Annotated in this window: 20 protein-coding genes; 7 read left to right on the forward strand and 13 right to left on the reverse strand. The window is 38.3% G+C overall.

Annotation, left to right across the window (positions count from 1 at the left end; all coding sequences use genetic code 11):
• The first annotated feature begins 129 nt into the window (after positions 1 to 129).
• The gene (locus tag ACR1PO_RS04485; protein WP_433985989.1) at positions 130 to 1,803 is read left to right on the forward strand and encodes a BspA family leucine-rich repeat surface protein; all 1,674 of its coding nucleotides are present in this window, start codon (positions 130 to 132) and stop codon (positions 1,801 to 1,803) included.
• 50 nt (positions 1,804 to 1,853) lie between these two features.
• Here the strand turns inward: ACR1PO_RS04485 and purE are convergent, their stop codons facing one another.
• The gene (gene purE, locus ACR1PO_RS04490; protein WP_034699885.1) at positions 1,854 to 2,357 is read right to left on the reverse strand and encodes a 5-(carboxyamino)imidazole ribonucleotide mutase; all 504 of its coding nucleotides are present in this window, start codon (positions 2,355 to 2,357) and stop codon (positions 1,854 to 1,856) included.
• A 228-nt stretch (positions 2,358 to 2,585) separates the two neighbouring features.
• On the opposite strand from purE, the gene ACR1PO_RS04495 reads away from it, so the two are divergent.
• The 3 genes from ACR1PO_RS04495 (at position 2,586) to ACR1PO_RS04505 (ending at position 6,328) form a co-directional block, all read left to right on the forward strand.
• Entirely contained in the window at positions 2,586 to 3,494 is a 909-nt protein-coding gene (locus ACR1PO_RS04495) for a DMT family transporter (RefSeq protein ID WP_332387935.1), read from the forward strand.
• Positions 3,495 to 3,633: 139 nt separating this feature from the next.
• Positions 3,634 to 4,197 carry a hypothetical protein gene (locus ACR1PO_RS04500; protein WP_433985990.1) on the forward strand — a complete coding sequence of 188 codons (564 nt, stop codon included), beginning with the start codon at positions 3,634 to 3,636 and terminating at the stop codon, positions 4,195 to 4,197.
• A gap of 7 nt (positions 4,198 to 4,204) precedes the next feature.
• Positions 4,205 to 6,328, forward strand: coding sequence for a cation:proton antiporter (locus tag ACR1PO_RS04505; RefSeq protein WP_332387937.1), 2,124 nt, complete (start codon positions 4,205 to 4,207; stop codon positions 6,326 to 6,328).
• A 295-nt stretch (positions 6,329 to 6,623) separates the two neighbouring features.
• On the opposite strand, the gene ACR1PO_RS04510 is transcribed toward ACR1PO_RS04505, so the two are convergent.
• Complete coding sequence (locus tag ACR1PO_RS04510; protein WP_332387938.1) at positions 6,624 to 7,736, reverse strand: 5-(carboxyamino)imidazole ribonucleotide synthase; 1,113 nt, start codon at positions 7,734 to 7,736, stop codon at positions 6,624 to 6,626.
• 24 nt (positions 7,737 to 7,760) lie between these two features.
• Positions 7,761 to 8,324 carry a DUF1543 domain-containing protein gene (locus ACR1PO_RS04515; protein WP_433985991.1) on the reverse strand — a complete coding sequence of 188 codons (564 nt, stop codon included), beginning with the start codon at positions 8,322 to 8,324 and terminating at the stop codon, positions 7,761 to 7,763.
• Positions 8,325 to 8,409: 85 nt separating this feature from the next.
• On the opposite strand from ACR1PO_RS04515, the gene ACR1PO_RS04520 reads away from it, so the two are divergent.
• Both ACR1PO_RS04520 and ACR1PO_RS04525 read left to right on the forward strand, forming a co-directional pair.
• Complete coding sequence (locus ACR1PO_RS04520) at positions 8,410 to 9,240, forward strand: sulfite exporter TauE/SafE family protein (protein ID WP_131435226.1); 831 nt, start codon at positions 8,410 to 8,412, stop codon at positions 9,238 to 9,240.
• Positions 9,240 to 9,623 (forward strand): DUF1634 domain-containing protein, encoded by a 384-nt coding sequence (locus tag ACR1PO_RS04525; RefSeq protein WP_002977601.1) that lies wholly within the window; start codon positions 9,240 to 9,242, stop codon positions 9,621 to 9,623. Before ACR1PO_RS04520 ends, ACR1PO_RS04525 begins: the two co-directional genes overlap by 1 nt.
• Before the next feature lie 2 nt (positions 9,624 to 9,625).
• Here ACR1PO_RS04525 and gloA2 read toward each other — a convergent pair whose 3' ends face one another.
• Positions 9,626 to 10,003, reverse strand: coding sequence for an SMU1112c/YaeR family gloxylase I-like metalloprotein (gene gloA2 / locus ACR1PO_RS04530; RefSeq protein ID WP_332387942.1), 378 nt, complete (start codon positions 10,001 to 10,003; stop codon positions 9,626 to 9,628).
• A gap of 35 nt (positions 10,004 to 10,038) precedes the next feature.
• Positions 10,039 to 10,479, reverse strand: a complete 441-nt coding sequence (locus tag ACR1PO_RS04535; RefSeq protein WP_433985992.1) for a nuclear transport factor 2 family protein — start codon at positions 10,477 to 10,479, stop codon at positions 10,039 to 10,041.
• Positions 10,480 to 10,586: 107 nt separating this feature from the next.
• Between ACR1PO_RS04535 and ACR1PO_RS04540 the strand changes: the two genes are divergently transcribed.
• Complete coding sequence (locus tag ACR1PO_RS04540) at positions 10,587 to 11,669, forward strand: endonuclease/exonuclease/phosphatase family protein (protein WP_433985993.1); 1,083 nt, start codon at positions 10,587 to 10,589, stop codon at positions 11,667 to 11,669.
• 186 nt (positions 11,670 to 11,855) lie between these two features.
• Here ACR1PO_RS04540 and ACR1PO_RS04545 read toward each other — a convergent pair whose 3' ends face one another.
• The 8 genes from ACR1PO_RS04545 to ACR1PO_RS04580 form a co-directional block, all read right to left on the reverse strand.
• Complete coding sequence (locus ACR1PO_RS04545; protein ID WP_332387949.1) at positions 11,856 to 12,914, reverse strand: diphosphomevalonate decarboxylase; 1,059 nt, start codon at positions 12,912 to 12,914, stop codon at positions 11,856 to 11,858.
• A gap of 21 nt (positions 12,915 to 12,935) precedes the next feature.
• Positions 12,936 to 14,705 (reverse strand): AMP-dependent synthetase/ligase, encoded by a 1,770-nt coding sequence (locus ACR1PO_RS04550; RefSeq protein WP_433985994.1) that lies wholly within the window; start codon positions 14,703 to 14,705, stop codon positions 12,936 to 12,938.
• Positions 14,702 to 15,715 (reverse strand): NAD-dependent epimerase/dehydratase family protein, encoded by a 1,014-nt coding sequence (locus ACR1PO_RS04555; protein WP_433985995.1) that lies wholly within the window; start codon positions 15,713 to 15,715, stop codon positions 14,702 to 14,704. Before ACR1PO_RS04555 ends, ACR1PO_RS04550 begins: the two co-directional genes overlap by 4 nt.
• A gap of 258 nt (positions 15,716 to 15,973) precedes the next feature.
• Complete coding sequence (locus ACR1PO_RS04560) at positions 15,974 to 16,978, reverse strand: MvdD family ATP-grasp ribosomal peptide maturase (RefSeq protein WP_332387950.1); 1,005 nt, start codon at positions 16,976 to 16,978, stop codon at positions 15,974 to 15,976.
• Positions 16,971 to 17,927 carry an MvdC family ATP-grasp ribosomal peptide maturase gene (locus tag ACR1PO_RS04565; protein WP_332387951.1) on the reverse strand — a complete coding sequence of 319 codons (957 nt, stop codon included), beginning with the start codon at positions 17,925 to 17,927 and terminating at the stop codon, positions 16,971 to 16,973. The genes ACR1PO_RS04560 and ACR1PO_RS04565 overlap by 8 nt, the downstream gene beginning before the upstream one ends.
• 73 nt (positions 17,928 to 18,000) lie before the next feature.
• The gene (locus ACR1PO_RS04570) at positions 18,001 to 18,225 is read right to left on the reverse strand and encodes a microviridin/marinostatin family tricyclic proteinase inhibitor (protein WP_332387952.1); all 225 of its coding nucleotides are present in this window, start codon (positions 18,223 to 18,225) and stop codon (positions 18,001 to 18,003) included.
• A gap of 51 nt (positions 18,226 to 18,276) precedes the next feature.
• Positions 18,277 to 18,513 (reverse strand): microviridin/marinostatin family tricyclic proteinase inhibitor, encoded by a 237-nt coding sequence (locus ACR1PO_RS04575; protein ID WP_374464059.1) that lies wholly within the window; start codon positions 18,511 to 18,513, stop codon positions 18,277 to 18,279.
• 113 nt (positions 18,514 to 18,626) lie between these two features.
• Positions 18,627 to 19,406, reverse strand: coding sequence for an alpha/beta fold hydrolase (locus ACR1PO_RS04580; protein WP_332387954.1), 780 nt, complete (start codon positions 19,404 to 19,406; stop codon positions 18,627 to 18,629).
• Between the last annotated feature and the right edge of the window lie 35 nt (positions 19,407 to 19,441).

The following is a 19,441-nucleotide window of genomic DNA, read 5'->3' on the forward strand; positions in this document are numbered from 1 at the left end:
CAAAAACTCAAAGCCGGATTGGAAAATGATGGACGCTCTTATCGCTTTATCCATGCTACCTGCAGGTTTTAAACAAGAATAAAATCCATTCATCCAATAACCATAAACTAATACCATAAAATAATAAACATGATTCCAAAAAAAATTCCTACACTCATTTTTCTTTTGCTGATATTCATGGCAAAGGCACAAAATGAATTTATTACCGTATGGAAGCCCAGCCTTCCTCCGCCATCCTATCCTTATATAGGAATTCCTGTTAACTCAAATAATAATCAGATCTGGTTTCCCGGAAGAGGAACCAATTACAAGATATATTGGGAAGAAATAGGATATCCGTCTCACAGCGCTACTCTAGAAAATGTAACTTCTGCCTATCAGATCCTGATAGATTTCGGAACCCCGCTCAATCCAAATCCATCTGATGCTACTTACCGTGTAAAAGTAAGTAACGGAAATGGAAACTTTCATCAGATAAGGTTTGCCGACTGGGACATTTTTGATGATAACGGAATTGTAGGAGATGTTCATAAGATACAATTGATTGAACAGTGGGGAAACATTCAATGGTCCTCTATGGAGCAGGCATTTCAGGCTTGTAAAATTTTAGACTTTACTGCAACAGACATTCCTGACTTGAAGCTGGTAACCGATATGTCCTATATGTTTTTTGGATGCTATGGTTTAATAGGAAATCCTACTATCAACGACTGGAATACATCTAAAGTAACTACTCTGTTGGGAACTTTTGCAGGATGCTTTGTGTTCAATCAGCCGGTTGGTAACTGGAACACTTCCAATGTTACCATGATGGCCATTACCTTCAATGTGGCCAAACTTTTTAATCAGCCTCTCGCAAATTGGGATACTTCTAAAGTAACTTATACTACTGCCATGTTTAATGGGGCTGCCGAATTTAATCAGCCTATCGGCAATTGGGATATGTCAAGTAATTTTGAGACTGAGCTTATGTTTGCGGGTGCATTGAAATTCAATCAGCCTATAGGAAACTGGAATACCTCAAATGTTATAGAAATGAATGGTATGTTTTTTAACGCAAAAGCATTTGACCAGAACATCGGCGGCTGGGATACCCATAACGTAAAATTTATGCATAATATGTTTCAGGCTGCAGAGAACTTTAACCGCGATATTTCCAATTGGGATACCAAAAAAGTAGAATGGATGGCGGATATGTTTAATGGGGCTAAAAAATTCAACCAGGATATCGGTAAATGGGATGTAAGTTCCGTAAAAAATATGAATAACATATTCAGCAATGCAATTGTTTTTAATCAAAATCTGGGAAGCTGGAATCTCAGTTCACTGCAAAATGCTTCCAATATGTTTAAAAATTCAGCATTAAGCTGCCAGAACTATGACAGCACTCTTTATGGCTGGAGCCTGAATCCATTAACCGCTGATAACATCAACCTTTCTTCGGTTTCCCCGCTTACTTATTCTCACAATGCAGCGGTAACCGCCAGAAATTATTTGATCAACAGTAAAGGCTGGACAATCAGCGGAGATGCATACAATGGGGAATGCCACTCATTTCTTGGAACTTCTGATGTAAAGATAAAAGGGGAAATCAATATTTATCCGAATCCTGCCACAGATATTATTTATGTAAAAAATTCCGATGCAAAAGATTTCAAAATTATTGATTTGAGCGGGAGAATTATTGCAGGCGGAAATCTGGTAAATGAACAGATTAATATCCGGTCTTTAACTCCCGGAAGTTATATTTTACAGCTTTCTTCAAAACAAGATATCCGAAATCTGAAATTCATTAAAAAGTAAAACAAAAGCCTCGCTGTAAAGTGAGGCTTCTATCTTAAGTTTAAAATAAACTATTTATCAAAATGATTGGGATGCTGAGCTTTGATATCATCTACTGTTCCCAATACTTTATCTTTTAAAGAATCCTGATATTTCTGAAGTTTGGCTGCCACTTCTTCATTACCGCTTCCCAGAATTTTTGCGGCTAGAATCCCTGCATTCAAAGCGCCGTTCAGAGCTACGGTAGCAACCGGTATTCCGCCGGGCATCTGAAGGATAGATAAAACAGAATCCCAACCGTCTATAGAATTACTGGAAAGGATCGGAACCCCGATTACCGGAAGTGTAGTGCAGCTGGCTACCATTCCCGGAAGATGAGCTGCGCCTCCTGCTCCCGCTACGATTACTTTCAAACCTCTCTCCTGGGCTGTTTTTGCATAATCGAACATTCTTTCCGGTGTTCTGTGTGCTGAAACTACAGTTAATTCATAAGGGATATCAAGGCTTTTAAGAAAATTTGCAGCCTGTTCCATGATCGGCAGATCACTCTGACTGCCCATAATAATTCCTACCATCTTCAATTTTATTAGATGTCCAAAGATAAAAAATTAAAATGTAAAGGTGAAAGGCAACAATTTTCCTAAACAATTTATTTTTTCAATAGATGTGCATTTTTACTATTTAAATAATTAATAATGATCTTTTTGGCGTAAATTTTTCATCTGTACTCCTATAAATAACAGCATCTGTATCCATTACGATCCCTTTGAAAATGGATATATTTGCTGTAACACCACATTAAATTGAAAGATTATAAACTTACACTGGCTGTATGTACCGTTGCTATTGTCTGGGGTACTACGTTTTTATCGATAAGGGTTGCGGTAGAAACTATTCCCGCATGGTTTGTAGCAGGAATACGTCAGTCTCTCGCCGCTGTGATCATGTTTCTTATTCTCACCTATAAAAAAGAGTTTAAATGGATTGGATGGAACAACCTGAAATATCAGCTTATCTTTTCAACTTTAATGCTTGTGGTAGCCAACGGAATGACAACCGTTGCTGAAGAAGAAGTGACAAGCAGCCTGACCTCGCTGATAAGTGCATGCTCTCCTATTCTGGTATTTTTCGGTAGCATGGCTTTAGGACTTCAGAAATTCAGCTGGCGGGCTTTTGCAGGAGTTGTTTTATGCTTTAGCGGAATCCTGTTCATATTCTGGGACGGCATCAATGATCTTAAGAATCCGGATTATGCCCTTGGTATTCTGTTTTTATTTATTGCCATTGCCGGGTGGGCTTCAGGAACAATTTTCACGAAAAAGCTTAATATTCAAAGCGGAAATATTTCTCTGAACCTTTTTTACCAGTTTGCATTTGCAGGCATTATACAAATCATTTTTGCATTTCTTTTTACAGAAAATTATAATTTCGGAAACTGGAGCCTGAAAAGCATTTCTGCCATGCTGTATTTATCCTGTCTCGGTTCTGTAGCAGCGTTTTTTGCCTTTCACTATGCACTTACCAAAGTTTCTCCCGTTCAGGTATCCATACTGGCTTATATCAATACAGTCATCTCTATTTTTCTAAGCTGGCTGATTCTTGATGAAAAAATTTCTGCCAAATTCATCATTGCAGCAATACTGATCATTGTGGGGGTTTTTGTTATTAATTACAATCCGGCTATGTTTAAAAAACAAAGAATCGAGTCGTAAGAAAAAATAAACTCAGGCATATCAGGCTTTCTATTCTTCTGTTTTTGAGTTTATTAAATACATTTAAAATCAGAGCTTCGTGGGATAGGTTTCATATTTCCTTCATTTTTCCTATATTGTATACTCCAACCGATACAATATGCTGAAAAACACATTTTTTTTATTTCTGGCAGCTTCTCTTCTATTGGTAAGCTGTGATTACAAAGAGAAGGAAAAGAACCTGACAGACAGGGAAAAACAATTATTAGAGAAAGAAAAGCTCTTTGCCAAGAAAGAATCCGAATACCAGTCGCTCCTGAAAATGAGAGACAGTATTTTTGCTAAAAAAGATTCTGTGGTAATTGCTGCATGGCCAGCTGAGATCTCCGGCCCATGGAACGGAAAAGTGATCTGTACAGAATCCAACTGCAGTGAATATGCTGTGGGTGACCAGCGTACCGATATCTGGGAATTTGATAATGATCCTACCCAGCCTGTCACCAAAATTATCAATAACAATAATCTGGTAAGGCTGTATACGGGTAAATTTGAGAATAATGAAATCAGATTGTCTTTCAAAACAGATTCTACAGCCAAAAAGAATGTAGAAATGAACGTTCTTCTTAATGATATTTCGGACAACAAGATCAAAGGAACAAGAACCATCACTTCTGATGGCTGTACCGCCAAGTTCTCTGTTGAATTAGTACGTTCCACAAAATAAAACACTTATGATTTTACTGAGTATACACAATCTGAGTCTACCCATAGAAGATCCGGTGCTGAAATTCCTTTTGGTACTGGTCATCATCCTGGCAGCTCCCCTGCTGCTTAATAAAATTAAAGTTCCGCATCTTTTGGGACTTATTATTGCCGGTGCGATCATTGGCCCGAACGGATTCAATGTATTGTCCAGGGACAGCAGTATTGTAGTAACCGGAACTACCGGACTACTCTACATTATGTTTCTGGCCGGACTTGAGATTGATATGGGAGACTTCAAAAAGAACAAATGGAAAAGTCTCACTTTTGGTATTTATACCTTTACAGTTCCTTTTGTATTAGGATATCTGGGAGGATACTATATTCTTCATTTTTCAATGCTGACCTCTATCCTGTTTGCCAGCCTTTTTTCGTCACATACCCTTATTGCCTACCCGCTGGTGAGCAAGTTGGGAATTGCAAAAAACAAAGCAGTTAATATTACTGTCGGAGGTACCATGATCACAGATATTCTTGCTTTACTGGTACTTGCCGTGATTGTGGGAATGTCTCAGGGAGACGTCGGAACGGAATTCTGGGTCAAATTATCTGTGTCTTTTGTGGTTTTTGCATTAATTGTATTAATTGTATTCCCTATCATAGGACGCTGGTTCTTCAAACGGGTGGATGATAAAATCTCTCAGTATATTTTTGTACTGGTTATGATTTATCTGGCAGCCATGCTTGCTGAGCTGGCCGGTGTGGAAGCCATTATCGGGGCATTCTTTGCAGGCTTGGCGTTAAACAGACTTATTCCTCACACCTCTTCTTTAATGAACAGGGTTGAGTTTGTGGGAAATGCGATCTTTATTCCGTTCTTCCTGATCAGTGTAGGAATGCTGATTGATTTTAAAGTGTTCTTTAAAAGCTGGGAAACGCTGGAAGTAGCTGCTATTATGCTGGCAGCTTCCATCGGAGGGAAATATCTTTCTGCTGTTGCTACTCAAAAAACATTCAGACTCACCAAAGAGGAAGGAAAACTGATCTTCGGATTAAGTTCCGCTTCTGCAGCTGCCACCCTGGCTTCAGTAATGGTTGGATACAATATTATTCTTTCTGAAACGGAAACCGGAGAACCCGTAAGATTGTTGAATGAACATGTACTGAACGGAAGTATCCTCTTAATCCTTGTTTCATGTACCATTTCCTCTTTCATTTCGATGGCGAGTGCCCAGAAAATTGCTGAAAGCGATAATGAAGATACCGTTTCCGGAAATACACATGAGGAAGAAAATATCCTGTTAGCTATTAATCATGAAGCAACGGTTGAAAGAATGGTGAATCTGGGAATCCTGATCAAGGCCCATTCCAATACAGAAGACCTGTTTGCCCTGAATGTGATCAATGAAGATAAGAATGAATCTTCAGTGAAAAATGCTGAAAAACTTCTTCATCAGGCAGCTGATGCAGCTGCCGCGGCAGATGTTACACTACAGGCTTTAAAAAGATACGACAATGATGTGATCAATGGCGTCAATAATGTGATTAAAGAACAGAAAATCACAGACCTCATCATCGGGTTAGAGGATGAAAAAGGATTCTCTCCCTCTTTCGTTTACAATCTCTACAACGGTTATCTGCAGAATGATGATGTGAATGTACTGGTATATCATGCAGCACAGCCTCTTTCCACCATTAAGAAATATGCCGTAATGATTCCGGAAAATGCCCATCAGGAAGCAGGATTCTTCCATGCACTGTTGAGAGTATGGAATATTGCCAGAAACTCCGGAGCTACCATTGTTTTTTATGCCCCGGAAAATATTATTGACATTCTTCAGAAAATTATCAAAAAAGCCAATATAGAAGCAGAATTTATCATCATGAACACATGGCAGGATGGGGAAAGGACCGCAGCCGGATTAAAGGATGATGAAGCTTTGATTATCCTGATGGCTAAACGGGGGATGAAATCCTATATTCCAAGAATGAGACTCATTCCGGAACTTCTGAACAGAAACCTCAGTGATAACAACTATCTGCTGATTTTCCCCTTCTCTGAATATGATAAAAACAGTCCCGAGGTACGTTCTGTAGGAAATCATGGGGATTTTGTGGAGATTGGGAATGTGATTCAGAAGATTTTTAAATAAAAGAAAAGGTGATAGGCTGGAAGCTGGAAGAAGGATGCTGGAAGTTACTGATCTGCGAATAACCATTTTTTATCAGATCATTAAAAAATTTCACTCATCAATAGGGTCGGGCTTTAGCCCGATATAAACAACATGAATGCGTTTGGTTTTAGCCGAAACTTAATTTAGATTTCGGCTAAAGCCAATTGAATTATAATTATTCATAAACGGGCTAAAGCCCGTTTATGAATAATTACACAACAAAAAAGGAGCGGTTTTAAAGATAAAACCGCTCCTTTTATATTTGAAAAATGATTTACTCAGCAATCACTCTTACCATTCCCTTCACCATGACAAGCTTTTCCATAAGCTCTTCTCTGGAATCTGCAAGGACATTGATATGTCCCATTTTTCTTCCCGGTTTGGTCTCTGTTTTTCCGTATAAATGGATGTAGGTTTCAGGCAGTCTAAGGACATCTTCTATTCCTTCATAGACTACTTTTCCAGCATATCCTTCAGCTCCTACAAGATTCAGCATTCCGCTGTATGTAATGGCATCGGTATCAGCTAAGGGTAAATTTTTTACCACACGGTACATCTGCTCAAACTGCGAATTGGTATTACCTTCCTGGCTCTGGTGTCCTGAATTATGAAGTCTTGGTGCTGTTTCATTCACCCATACTTTTCCTTCCTTATCAAGGAATAATTCGATGGCAAATAATCCCGGAGAATTAACCGCATTTAAAAATTTCTCCGTAATGGAATCAATCTGGTTCTGCACATCCTCTGTTAAAAGTACCGGGCATACATTGAAGTCCAAAAGATTCAGTTTCGGGTCTGCCACCATTTCCGTTACAGGGAAAATATTGGTTTCTCCTTTTTCGTTTCTTGCAACAATAACAGAAAGTTCTTTATCAATATCCACAAGGCTTTCTATAACCGAAGCTTCTGTCCAGATGTGCTGGTAATCTTCTTCCGTCCTGATAACCTGAACTCCTTTCCCGTCATATCCGCCAGTATTCATTTTCTGAACGAATGGTAACGGCATGATAATCTTTTCATCACTGTTCCATACCACCTGGAATTCCGGGCTTGGAATATTGTGAGCTTTATAAAATTCTTTCTGAAGGATCTTTTGCTGGATGGTTTTGATAATATTGGCATTGGGAACCACTTTTATCCCCTGCTTTTCAAGTTCTGCCAATGCATCCGCATTTACGTGTTCTATTTCAATGGTTACAACATCTTTATCTTTTCCGAAGTTCAAAACCGTGTCATAGTCATTGAAATTTCCCTGCGTAAAATACGAGATATTGTGACATGGTGCATCAGATGCAGGATCCAGAGTATAAAACTCATCATCATACTTCAGTGCACTCTGTATCAGCATTCTTCCCAGCTGCCCGCCTCCCAGAATTCCTATTTTCATTTTTTATTTTTATTAGATTTATTCTTATTGGATCTTATCAATTTTTAAATAACCAAGTCCCATCGGGTTTTTCTGATTTTCTGCATCAGATTTTTTAAGAATGATGGAATATTTTTCTTTCATATGGGCAGGAAGAATATCGCTCACATTAAAAATATCGTCGATATCTACCCCATGCTTATCATCAATGTGGCTTACAGCTCCTTCAAAACCCATCGTCTGATAAAATTCGGTAGCTTTTGCTCTTTTTACGATTTCTCCCATGGATGGCCCTGCCATTAAGTGCTGCTCATGAAATTCTTCAAAGAAACCAGGCTTGTACCCTCCTAAATTGAGAAAAAACAGCTGGTCTTCAGATGACTTTTCTCCCTTGTTTACAATCTCCACTTTATATCCGTCAGCAAATTGTACTTCCTGATAACAGTCTACATGGATTTTCCCATCCGCTTCCTTCCAAAAGTCTTTCATATCCGGTACCAGGTCTTTCAGGTTCTCTGCAATTCCGAAGAAAACATCGTGCTGCTCAATATTCCTTCCCTGAGGTGTTGCCCCCAGAATGACATAAAATAATTTCAATTGATTTTTCATGCATACAAAAATACGTTAAATTTATCTTTTTCAAATGTTTGGCAGACAAGCACAATAATTTTATATTTGTAACATTATTTGTAGTATGTCAGAAATTATCATACTCTTCCTTGGCGCAATTTCCGCTGGTCTTTTAGGTTCACTTACGGGTTTAGGAGGAGGAGTTATCATTATTCCTTTATTAACGCTGGGTTTCGGCGTTCCAATGCATTACGCTATCGGTGCTTCGCTCATTTCTGTGATCGGAACTTCTTCCGGTGCGGCTGTAGCTTTCGTGAAAGAGGGCTTTACCAATATGAGAATCGGGATGTTTCTCGAGATAGCCACTACAGCAGGAGCTATCATCGGTGCCCTTGTTTCGGGAATGCTTAATCCGAATACCATCGGAATTATTTTCGCAAGTATTCTTCTTTTAACGGTTATTTTAAATCTTAAAGGAAAACCGGATCATCAGGAGCCACTGGTCAAAGGAAGCCTGGAAGATAAACTGAAATTATATGGAACATTTCCGGATAAAGGCGTATTGAAAAGCTATTCTGCAAGAAATACAGTTCCCGGATTTTTAATGATGATGTTTGCTGGTGCCATGTCCGGGCTATTAGGAATAGGCTCCGGAGCATTGAAGGTATTGGCCATGGATAATATGATGAAACTGCCTTTCAAAGTATCTACAACAACCAGTAACTTCATGATCGGAGTAACGGCAGTAGCCAGTGCACTGATCTATTTCCAGCGGGGAGAAATTATTCCGGTAATTGTAGCTCCGGTACTGATTGGAGTGGTCATCGGAAGTTTCATCGGTTCAAAAACACTGATGGTATCAAAAACCAAAAAATTAAAAGTATTTTTTGCCATTGTGATTACCATCCTTTCGGTTTATATGATGTATAACGGTATCAACAAAAGTTTCAGATAATGAAAAAGAATTTTACAGATGTAGATCTGAACCGTTCCGTAGGAAATCTTCTGAGACTGGGTGTTATTCTATCTGTGGCTACATCACTGATCGGCTTTATCAAGCTGTTCTTCGAAGGTTTTAAAATGCCTGAAAACTACACCAGCCTTGTGGTAGGTACTTCTTCTGAAAAGATATGGGGATACTTCTGGGATTCTCTGTGCAAAGGAGAAGGTATGGCCATCATTCAGCTGGGTATTCTTTTATTGATCATTACTCCCCTGATGAGGATTGTTTTCGCTCTGATAGGCTATTTAAAAGAAAAAGACTACGTCTATGTAGTCATTTCCTCTATTGTTTTAGCTATTATGGCGGTGAGTTTCCTTACCGGTTACGCACACTAATTTTACATTTCATAAAACTCTAAAGGCAGCTGGTCCGGATCCTGGGTAAAGAAAAATTCTTTTCCGGTGAACTCGTCTATACGGATTTCTTCACAAACAAGCCCTTTTCTGATGAGCTCGTTACGTTTTTCTGTAACATTTTCTACGGAGAAAGCAAGATGCCTTAATCCGCATGCTTCCGGGCGTGAAGGGCGCTGTGGCGGATCAGGAAAAGAGAACAGCTCAATCACATAATGATCTCCGATGGCCAGGTCAAGCTTATAAGACTGTCTTTCTTCACGGTATACCTCCCGAATGATATTTAAATCTAAAACTTCTGTATAAAACTTCTTTGAAACAGCATAATCTGAACAGATAATGGCAATATGATGGATTTTCATTTTTTACTTTTAAATTATTTCTGAATTCAACTTTATTATTGTATTTCTTTACAGTTATCTTTCCTTCTTGTGTCAATAATATACTGAATTTTCCATTCATTATTCTGCTTTACCAGCTGAAAACTATTAGCTCCGCAATGTGATAACTTTCCCTTTAAATAAAAGGAATAAGGCGTAAAAACGCTCGCCAGGTTTCCGTCTGTATGAACAGCTTCTATGATAATTCTTTCATCCAGATCGCCTTTGGGAAATTTTGAGACTGAAGCAATGAAATCCTGTACACTGTCACTTTTTACAGTACCGTCTTTTGTTATGGTTTGAAGGACCGCATTTTCCGTAAAGGCAGATTTTACCAGCTCCGGATCTGCATTTTTCATGCCGAGAAATAAGTTACGGACAGGTTTTTCAATATCTTTATTCTGCTGACCGAAGCCTGAAATACCGATCAGAAGAAAAAACACAACTATTTTATTCATGGAACAGATTTAGATCAATAAAAATAGATAAAATAAAATTTACATTGATCAATAAATTTTAAGATTCATTTTCCTTAAATTGTAACCAAATTATTTCAGAGTTTCTCATGTGGATTATTTATATGACCCTGGCCATACTTTTACTGGTCATGACTATACTGCCCAGAATTCAGCATTCCCACTGGATATTCCGGGTTCCTGAATTTGCTAAAATACAGGTTACATATCTTATATTTTTCACTTTTCTTTTTGGGCTTATCATCGATATGAAAGAACATCTATGGTATTATCAGGGGTTTTTACTGGCCTTGTTTGTCTATCACAGCCGGACTCTCGTAAGATATACTCCTCTGTATCCTGTAAAAAAACACAGACAGCTTCGCAAGTCTTCTGACAAGCTGCATTTTATTTCAGCTAATGTGTATCAGTTCAATAAGGAATATGAGAGATTCTCCAGCCTTGTTAAAAAGCATCATCCGGATTTTTTCATGACGATGGAAAGTAACGGCGATTGGGAAAAAGCAATGAGACCACTGGAAAAAGAATATCCTTACCAGCATAAAGTGACTCTTGAAAATACCTATGGTATGCATTTCTATTCAAGGGTTGAAATTAAAGAAGCCAAGACTCATTATTTTGTGGCTGATGATATTCCAAGCATTGAAATTCATATGAAAACAGCTGATGGGTTCTCTTTTGTTTTTTTCGGTGTACATCCTCCACCGCCGAGTCCTACAGAAGAAGAAACGTCAAAGGAAAGGGATGGCGATCTTCTCAGTGCTGCCAAACGTATAAAAGACATCAGAAAGCCAGTTATTGTGGCAGGTGATTTCAATAACGTCGCGTGGTCAAGATCATCTGTTCTTTTCAGGAAAACCAGTCATCTGATAGATCCGAGAGTAGGACATTCTTTCGTTTCTACCTTCCATGCAAAGTATCGTCTTTTAAGATTTCCTATTGATCTGATGTTTCACAGTGAAGATATTTTTATCAAACAGCTGAAGACCCTGGATAATTTCGGTTCGGATCACCTTCCGGTATACTGCGAATTTTTCATAGATCATCACAATGATGAACAGGAAGGACTGATTGAAACAGCGACCGCTGAAGAAAAAGCAGAAGCAGAAATCATGATTGAGGAAGGAAAGAAAGAAGATGGAGAACGCGAAGCTGTTGTTACTGAAGATTAATAAAAAAGTGGGCTAAAGCCCACTCCTATTAAATATTTTTTATCAGAATCCAAAATTCCAGCCCAATTGATTGTCCTGTTTCAGCCAAAAGCTACTTTTACCGGACATTCCTCATATTCAGCAAAAAACATAAGTAATAAAGCAATGGCAACAGCAACAAGAATATAAAGTCTCTTCTTTTTCATACTAGAATTTCATCACATCCTTCACGACTCCATTCTTCTGGGTGTGCTGTAATAATTCTGCTTCTATGAACGCTTTGATCTGTTCCTCAGAACCATTGTTTGGAAACAGAAGATGAACATTGGCTCCTGCATCCAACGTAAAGAATAAAGGGGATCCGGTCTCTCTTCTGAAATCCCAGATCTTATTAATGACTTCCAAGGTACCTGTTTTCATCAGGATAAAAGCAGGATCGCTCATCATCATCATAGCATGCAGTGTAAGCGCTTCGTGTTCTACCAGCTTGATAAAACGCTCCATATCTCCGCTTTTCAGGATTTCTTTCATTGGAACAAAGTTTTCCCTGGCCTCCTGAAATCTTCGTTCCGCATAAGGATTCAGCTTCATCAAACCGTGTCCTACGGTTGAAGAAACACTTTTCTGCCCTTCATGAATCAACAGTACCCAATCATTAAAGTTTTTGAATACTTCGTGAATTTCAGCATCCGGATACTGCACCCCGAACAGATCGGAACTCCCTTTTACCTCATCCGTTTCTCCCCACACTACAAGCCCATTGTAAAGACTTCTGCATGCACTTCCACTTCCCAATCTTGCCAAAAAGGAAGCTTTTCTCAAAGATTCTTCCTCAGAAGTTTTTTCTGTAAATGAAGCATCCAAAGCCATAAGACATTTTGCTATCGCTCCAAATCCTGAAGCAGAGCTTGCAATCCCGGAACTGTGCGGAAATGTATTTTCTGTTCTGATGATATATTTACCTTTTAAAATCCATGGAAGGTATTGCGCTATATTTCTGAAATATTTTTCAATTTTTTCGGCAAACCTCACCTCTTCGTTTCCGGCAAGGAAAGTTTGTACTGAAAAAGGTTCATTAGCCACAAATTCCATTGAAGTATTGGTTTTACAATGATTTAAAGTATAACTGATACTTGGGTTGGCTGGCATCTGATCAGCATATTTCCCCCAGTATTTAATCAGGGCAATATTAGACGGGCAGCTCTCTGAAACCGTTTGTGTATGAATGGTGAAATTTTCTTTTCCTGTAAATTCTTGTGTCGTCATATTTCAATTTAAAGGTACTGTTTAGTACATCTTCTCTATAATATCTGCATATTTCTTAATTACCACATTTCTTTTGACCTTCAAAGTAGGGGTTATTTCTCCTGTATTGATATCAAATTCTGCCGGCATTAAGGTAAATTTCTTCACCTTTTCATAATCTGCCAGGTGGCTTTGTAATTCTTTAATTTTCTCCTTGTAAAAGTCTATTACCTTTTCATTTTTTACAGCCTCTTCCCAACTGGTAAAAGGGATATTATTCTTTTTGATATAATCCTGCAAAAACTCAAAGTTAGGAACAATCAACGCTGAAACAAACTGTCTCCCTTCTGCAATCAGCATAATCTGCTGAATAAAATTATTGTTTGTTAAAAGGTTTTCAATCTGTTGCGGAGCGATATATTTTCCGTTGGACGTTTTCATAAGATCTTTGATCCTGTCCGTAATGATCAGGTTTCCTTTATCATCAAACTTCCCTGCATCACCGGTTTTGAACCATCCGTCTTCGGTAAACACTTTCTGGGTTTCTTCAGGCTTTTTGTAATATCCTTTCATAATTCCGTTCCCTCTTGCCTGGATCTCATCATTTTCCCCGATACGCATTTCTACGCCCGGCAATGGTTTTCCGCTGGTACCATGTTCAAAATGAGTTAAAGGGAATAGCGTTAATGTAGCGGTAGTTTCAGTTAACCCATAGCCCACAGTTACATGAATTCCCACTGATTCAAAGAAACGGGTAACTTCCGGAGAAAGGGATGCGCCACCGCATGGTAAAAACCAAAGTCTTCCGCCCATTTTTTCTTTAATTTTACTGAAGACCAGGATATCAGCAACAGATTCTTTCAGTTTTAATCCAAAAGGAACCGGTTTTTCATTTCTTCTCAGCTCGGCTGTTTCCCATCCGGTTTTAAGGGCCCAGTCAAAGATTTTCTTTTTCAAAGATGAACCTTCTTCCGCCTTTTCCAGAACTCCGGCATATACTTTCTGGAAAAATCTCGGTACAGCACACATCGCTGTAGGTTTTACTTCTTCCAGTGCTTTAGCTACATTTTTAGGATCTTCCAGAAAATAAACACGCGCCCCGCCATATAAGCAAAGTAAGCTCCAGCTTCTTTCAAACACATGGCTTAACGGTAAAAATGCCAGCGATAATTCTTCTTCAAAATTTTTAAACTTAAAAAATTCAAAATGAGAATCGAACGCTTTGATAAAATTTCCGTGGGTAAGCATTACTCCTTTCGGAATTCCGGTGGTTCCGGAGGTATAGATTAATGTGGCTGTATCATCATATTCTCTCTTGCAGATCTCCAGCTTTGGTGAAGCTTTTGCGATGAAATCCTCAAGATAAAAGCTGTTGAATTCTTTTTTGATCCATACTGCTTTTTTGGAAATAATAATCGTTTCCAGATTGTTTTCCTCTTTATGTAAAAGTTCCAGGCAGGCGTCATACTGCATCTGGTTTCCTACTAAAACAACTTTAGCACCTGAGTCGTTGATGATATGTTCCGCCTGTTCTGCGTTATTGGTAGAATAAACAGGTACCGTAATAGCTCCGATAGCCATTGAAGCCAGATCCATAATCATCCATTCGGACGAATTATCTGAATAAATAGCGACTCTGTCATTTTCCTGAACACCGGCTTCTTTTAAAGCATTGGCTGTTTTAAAAATAATCTCACTGAATTTTTTCCAGCTCAGCTCTTTCCAGGCTGCATCTTTCTTTTTAAATCCGATAGCCGCTTTTATAGGATGTTTTTCTACATTTTTAAGGATAATTGCCTCTGCAAGATTCATTTCTTCAGCTTTTTGTCGTTAATATAATTATTCAGGTGAAAGTCTATACTTTCATTTACGGGAATAAACTGGTAGTTCAGCTTTTCTTTGACTTTATGATTGGAAATGGTGTTGAATGAAGATATGGCTTCGATATTGGATTTGGTCACCATTCTCAGTTTTGGAATCAGCCATCCGAAAAGGATGTTGGCTATTCTCCCAATGTTTAATTGAGTTGGGGTAAGAATTTTTGCTTCCTTAAGTCCAAGACGGGATCTGATCTGTTTTGCAAGGTCGGCATACCTGTTATTCTCTGCAACAATGATAAACCGCTCTCCAAAAAGATTATTGTCCATGAGCCCGATTGCAGTATTGGCTACATCTCTTACGTCAACATAAGCAGAGCCTCCAGAAAAGGTAAAGCCATTGTCTTCAAAGGTAGAGAAAAGTTCTCCGCTGCTTTGGTTCCAGTTTCCGCTACCTACAATCATTCCCGGATTAATAATAACGACATTCATACCTTCTGCCGAAGCTCTCCATGCTTCCATTTCAGATAAGTGTTTTGAAATAGCATATGCAGAGTGTTCCAGTTTTGGATTAAAGTCAGAATCTTCATCTAATTCTCCTTTTTCATTAAAATTATCAAGAACAGCAACGGAACTTACGTGAAGAAATTTTTTAACGTCAGATCCTTCACAGGCATACAGCAGGTTTTCTGTACCCTTGATGTTGGTATGGTACATCTCTTTTTCATCTTTCGGATGAAAGCTCACTTTTGCGGCACAATGATATACCTCATCTACACCCTGCAATGCAGTTTTCAAAGAGTCGAGATCATCAAAATCTACGTTTACCCATTCGATCTTATTAAAAAAATCATCAGGATTCTCCGTATAAAAGCCGTATGAATGCCTTACTTCGTTTAAATTGCTTCCCGGCCTTTTGGAAGCCCGTACATTTTCCCCCTTTTTAAGAAGTTCCAGTACAATTACTCTTCCCAGGATTCCGGTAGCACCCGTTACAAAAATCATTAATTATTTACTTGATTGCTGACTAAAATATAACAATATTTTCTATCCGGCAATTCTTCCGGATCTATAAAAACGCCTCAGAAAAACTGCTTCTGCAAATTTGCGATTTTTAAAGCATAATTCAATTTAATTTAACCAATATTATCATTCAGAAATCAATAAACAGAAAAAATTTGATCACAGCTGAGCATTAAAAATAAAAGCCCTGAAAGAATTGACAGCTTTCAGGACTTCTATGATTAAAAATTGCTTTGTTTTTTAAGCCATTACTTCATTATTTCTTCTTGGAGCCTTGTCGCACAAAACGTCTGCAATGCTTTTGGAAATAAGGTTTCCTTCTGTAAGATTATCCAGCCAGAAGAATTCTCCGGCAGCATTGATCTCGATGAAGTAATATTCGTCTTCAGGAGAAACAATCATATCTATGGCTCCGTAGTCTACATTGTAAACATCAAGAAGCTCAAGCAATTTTGCTTCTACATCTGCCGGAAGTTCTGTTCTGTTCCATTTATCAATGAGATTGATTCCATCTTTTCTCCAGTCTATTTTTGCATCTTCAGACTGCTGGGAATCTATTTCAAATGCATAGACATCTCTTCCCACAATGGTAATACGAAGTTCCTTTTTCTTTTGAATCATCTGCTGAAACTGCATAGGGCAATACAGCAGTGAATCCAGCTCTTCCAGTTTATCTTCGCTTACAACATTGGTAAACACAACGTTTTCTACACCGTCTTCATAGATGGCAAAACCGGTCTGCATTTTGGCTACTACATTCTGATGCTTCAGAATAAATTTTCTGGCTTCATCAGGGTTGTTGGTAAGGCAGGTTGCAGGAATTGTCAATCCTAATTTGTCTGCTATTTTCAACTGTTCTTCCTTGCTGTCCAGTCTTCGGTATACACTTGGCTTTCCTAAAGAATAAGCATCCACCGATTCGAAGAAGCCAAAAAGGGTGTTCCTGATCTCTCCCATTGCGGCCCCGTAAAATTTACTGTCCATTTCTTCTTTCAATCCTTTTCCGATATTGTAAGCTCTCCGGTACCAAATGGCAGAAATGTCATCCAAACGGTGCTTTGCTTCAGGAGTTTCAAGAAAACTTACCCATTCTCCATCCTGAAAAATAGTGGAAAGTTTATTTTGTAAAGGGTAAACATCAACATCAAACCGGATGACTTCACAGTTATTTTTTTCAATATATTCTGTTACTTTTTCAATGGAAAAATTATCTGCGGTATGTGTTATAATTAAAATTTTATTCATGGAAATTGATTCTTTTGATAAGATTGTCGGCAATTCTTTCTGCAATGGGAAATCCCAGCTCTTTCTGCAGCATTCCCCATTCTCCCTGCGGATTGACTTCCAGGAAATAGTAAGCTCCGTCTCTCCCTTTGATCATATCGATAGCTCCTATATAAAGCCCCATTTCTTTCATCATGGAACTAAGGTTGGCTTTTACAGTCTCAGGAAGTTCATAGGCTGACCAGAAATACCCTTCACGGGCTACTCTCCAGTCTGCATTTTCACTGTTATTGATCTTTCCTGTGAAGAAATCTCCGTCTACATAGACAATTCTCAGTTCATATTCTTTGTCAATATAAGGCTGGAAAATCATTGGGCAGTATGCAATATCAGAAAGGTGTTCAAGGGATTCTTCCTCAATAACCGTAGTCGAAATCATGTTTTCTCCTGACATTGTTTTCGCGGTTACCCCATGAAGTTTTGCGATGGCTTTTCCCCGACAGTACTGATGGAAAAATGTCGTTATTTTTTCTTCATCATTGGAGAAAATGGTTTTGGGAATGGTTAAGTTATTTCTTTGTGCAATTTTCAGCTGAAATATCTTGTTTCCATCCACTTTCTTTTCGTTTTCATAAGGGTTGATCCACGGAATATTTTCCAAAGCCGTTATCAGATTATACCTCAGGCTTCCATATTCGTTGAGGAAAATCCTTTCATAATCCTGATCCAGCTCTTCAGGAGCACTGATCCTCCATGCTTTTCTGTGCCATACTCCTCTGATATCATCAGAATGGATTGTATTTCCTGATTCATCTGTCAGTTCAAATGAGTTTTCATAGATGCTGATCTTCTGAAGATGGTTAAGGCGGTCGGAATTCAATCTGAAATAAGGAATATTTTTGGAGCTCAGATATTCGAAAAAAATATCAATATTATAAAAATCCTGTGAGTGGGTGATGCAGAGAATCATTTGCCGGTTTTATTAAAAAGGGAAACTTAATGTTTAAGTTTCCCTACTATTTTATTTAATATTCTGTCTGATCTTACAGTGGAAGGTTGATAACATCATCATCACCGTCAGATGGATATTTCATGGTTTGCATCATATCATCTTTCGGAGATGTCACCGTGTCTACTGTCGGCTTTGTAATCAGATCTGTTTCAGCAAGTGTTATATCACTTCCTCCTTTTACTGTTTCAGGATCCTTCACCTGTTTTTCCAGGAATGATGCGAAAAACGGCTTCTTCTTTGAGTTGTTGCTTTTCATAATGTTTTAGTTTTGGTTTGAATATAATTTAGCTTATGCTTGTACACATGATCATACTTCTAAAACATCCTCATCACCGTCAGAAGGATATTTCATGGTTACATTATCATTATCAGGTGTAGTAACATTATCCTTAATAGGAGTAGTGATCTGATCCTGAAGGGATGTTGTAATCTGATCTGCAAGCACAGAAGTAATACCTCCTCCTTTTACTGTTTCAGGATCCTTCACCTGTTTTTCCAGGAATGTAGCAAAAAACGGCTTCTTTTTTGAATTTTTGTTTTCCATAAGTTAATATTTTTTTGTTTTGAAAATCCAAAGTACAAAAAATTCAAATCATGGAGAAATAATAGCGCGTTTTAATAAAATTTTAACACAATATTTAAAATTAAAGTACAATATTAACTTAAACCAAGAAATTCCTTTACAACATTTGCAAAATCAACAGGATTTTCAGCCTGTACCCAGTGTCCGGCATTCTTTACCGTAACTATTTTAGCTTTAGGAAATTGCTGCCTGATTCCATATTCATCCTGCGGTAGAATATAATTGGATTTTGCCCCTGCTATAAACAGGGTATCTCCTTCAAAAACTCCGAATTTGACAGCGTTGGATACAAATTCATTATATTTTTCAGATAATGTTTTAAGATTAAATCTCCAGCCGAGTTTTTTATTGTCATCCCAATAGAGGTTTTTCGTTAGAAACTGAACGGTAGATCTTTCCGGAATGTATTGGTTCAGAACTGCTTCCACTTCATTTCTTGAAGTTACCGTATTGAAGTCTACGGTTTCCAATGCTTTGATAATCCCCTGATGATGCGGAGGATATGCTTTAGGTGAGATATCCACAACAATCAGTTTTTCAACACGTTCAGGATATTTTATAGCAAACTGCATCACTGCTTTCCCTCCTAATGAATGCCCCAGAACATGCGCTTTCTGAATTCCGTAATGATCCATATAACGGGCAATATCATCAGCCAGGTCATCATGAGACATACTGTCTGAGTGAAAGCTTCTGCCATGGTTTCTAAGGTCAATCAGATGTACCGGAAGATATTCTCCGAGATCTTTTCCAAAGCTTCCCCAGTTGTCAAGCATTCCGAATAATCCGTGAAATACCAGAAGCGGCGTGGTCGTTAAATTTTCGCCGAATATTTTTGAGTTTAAGATTTCCATATTTTTAGAAGTTAGAGGTGAAAAATCAGAAGTTA

This window comes from Chryseobacterium amylolyticum, assembly GCF_051011775.1.
Lineage (GTDB): Bacteria > Bacteroidota > Bacteroidia > Flavobacteriales > Weeksellaceae > Chryseobacterium.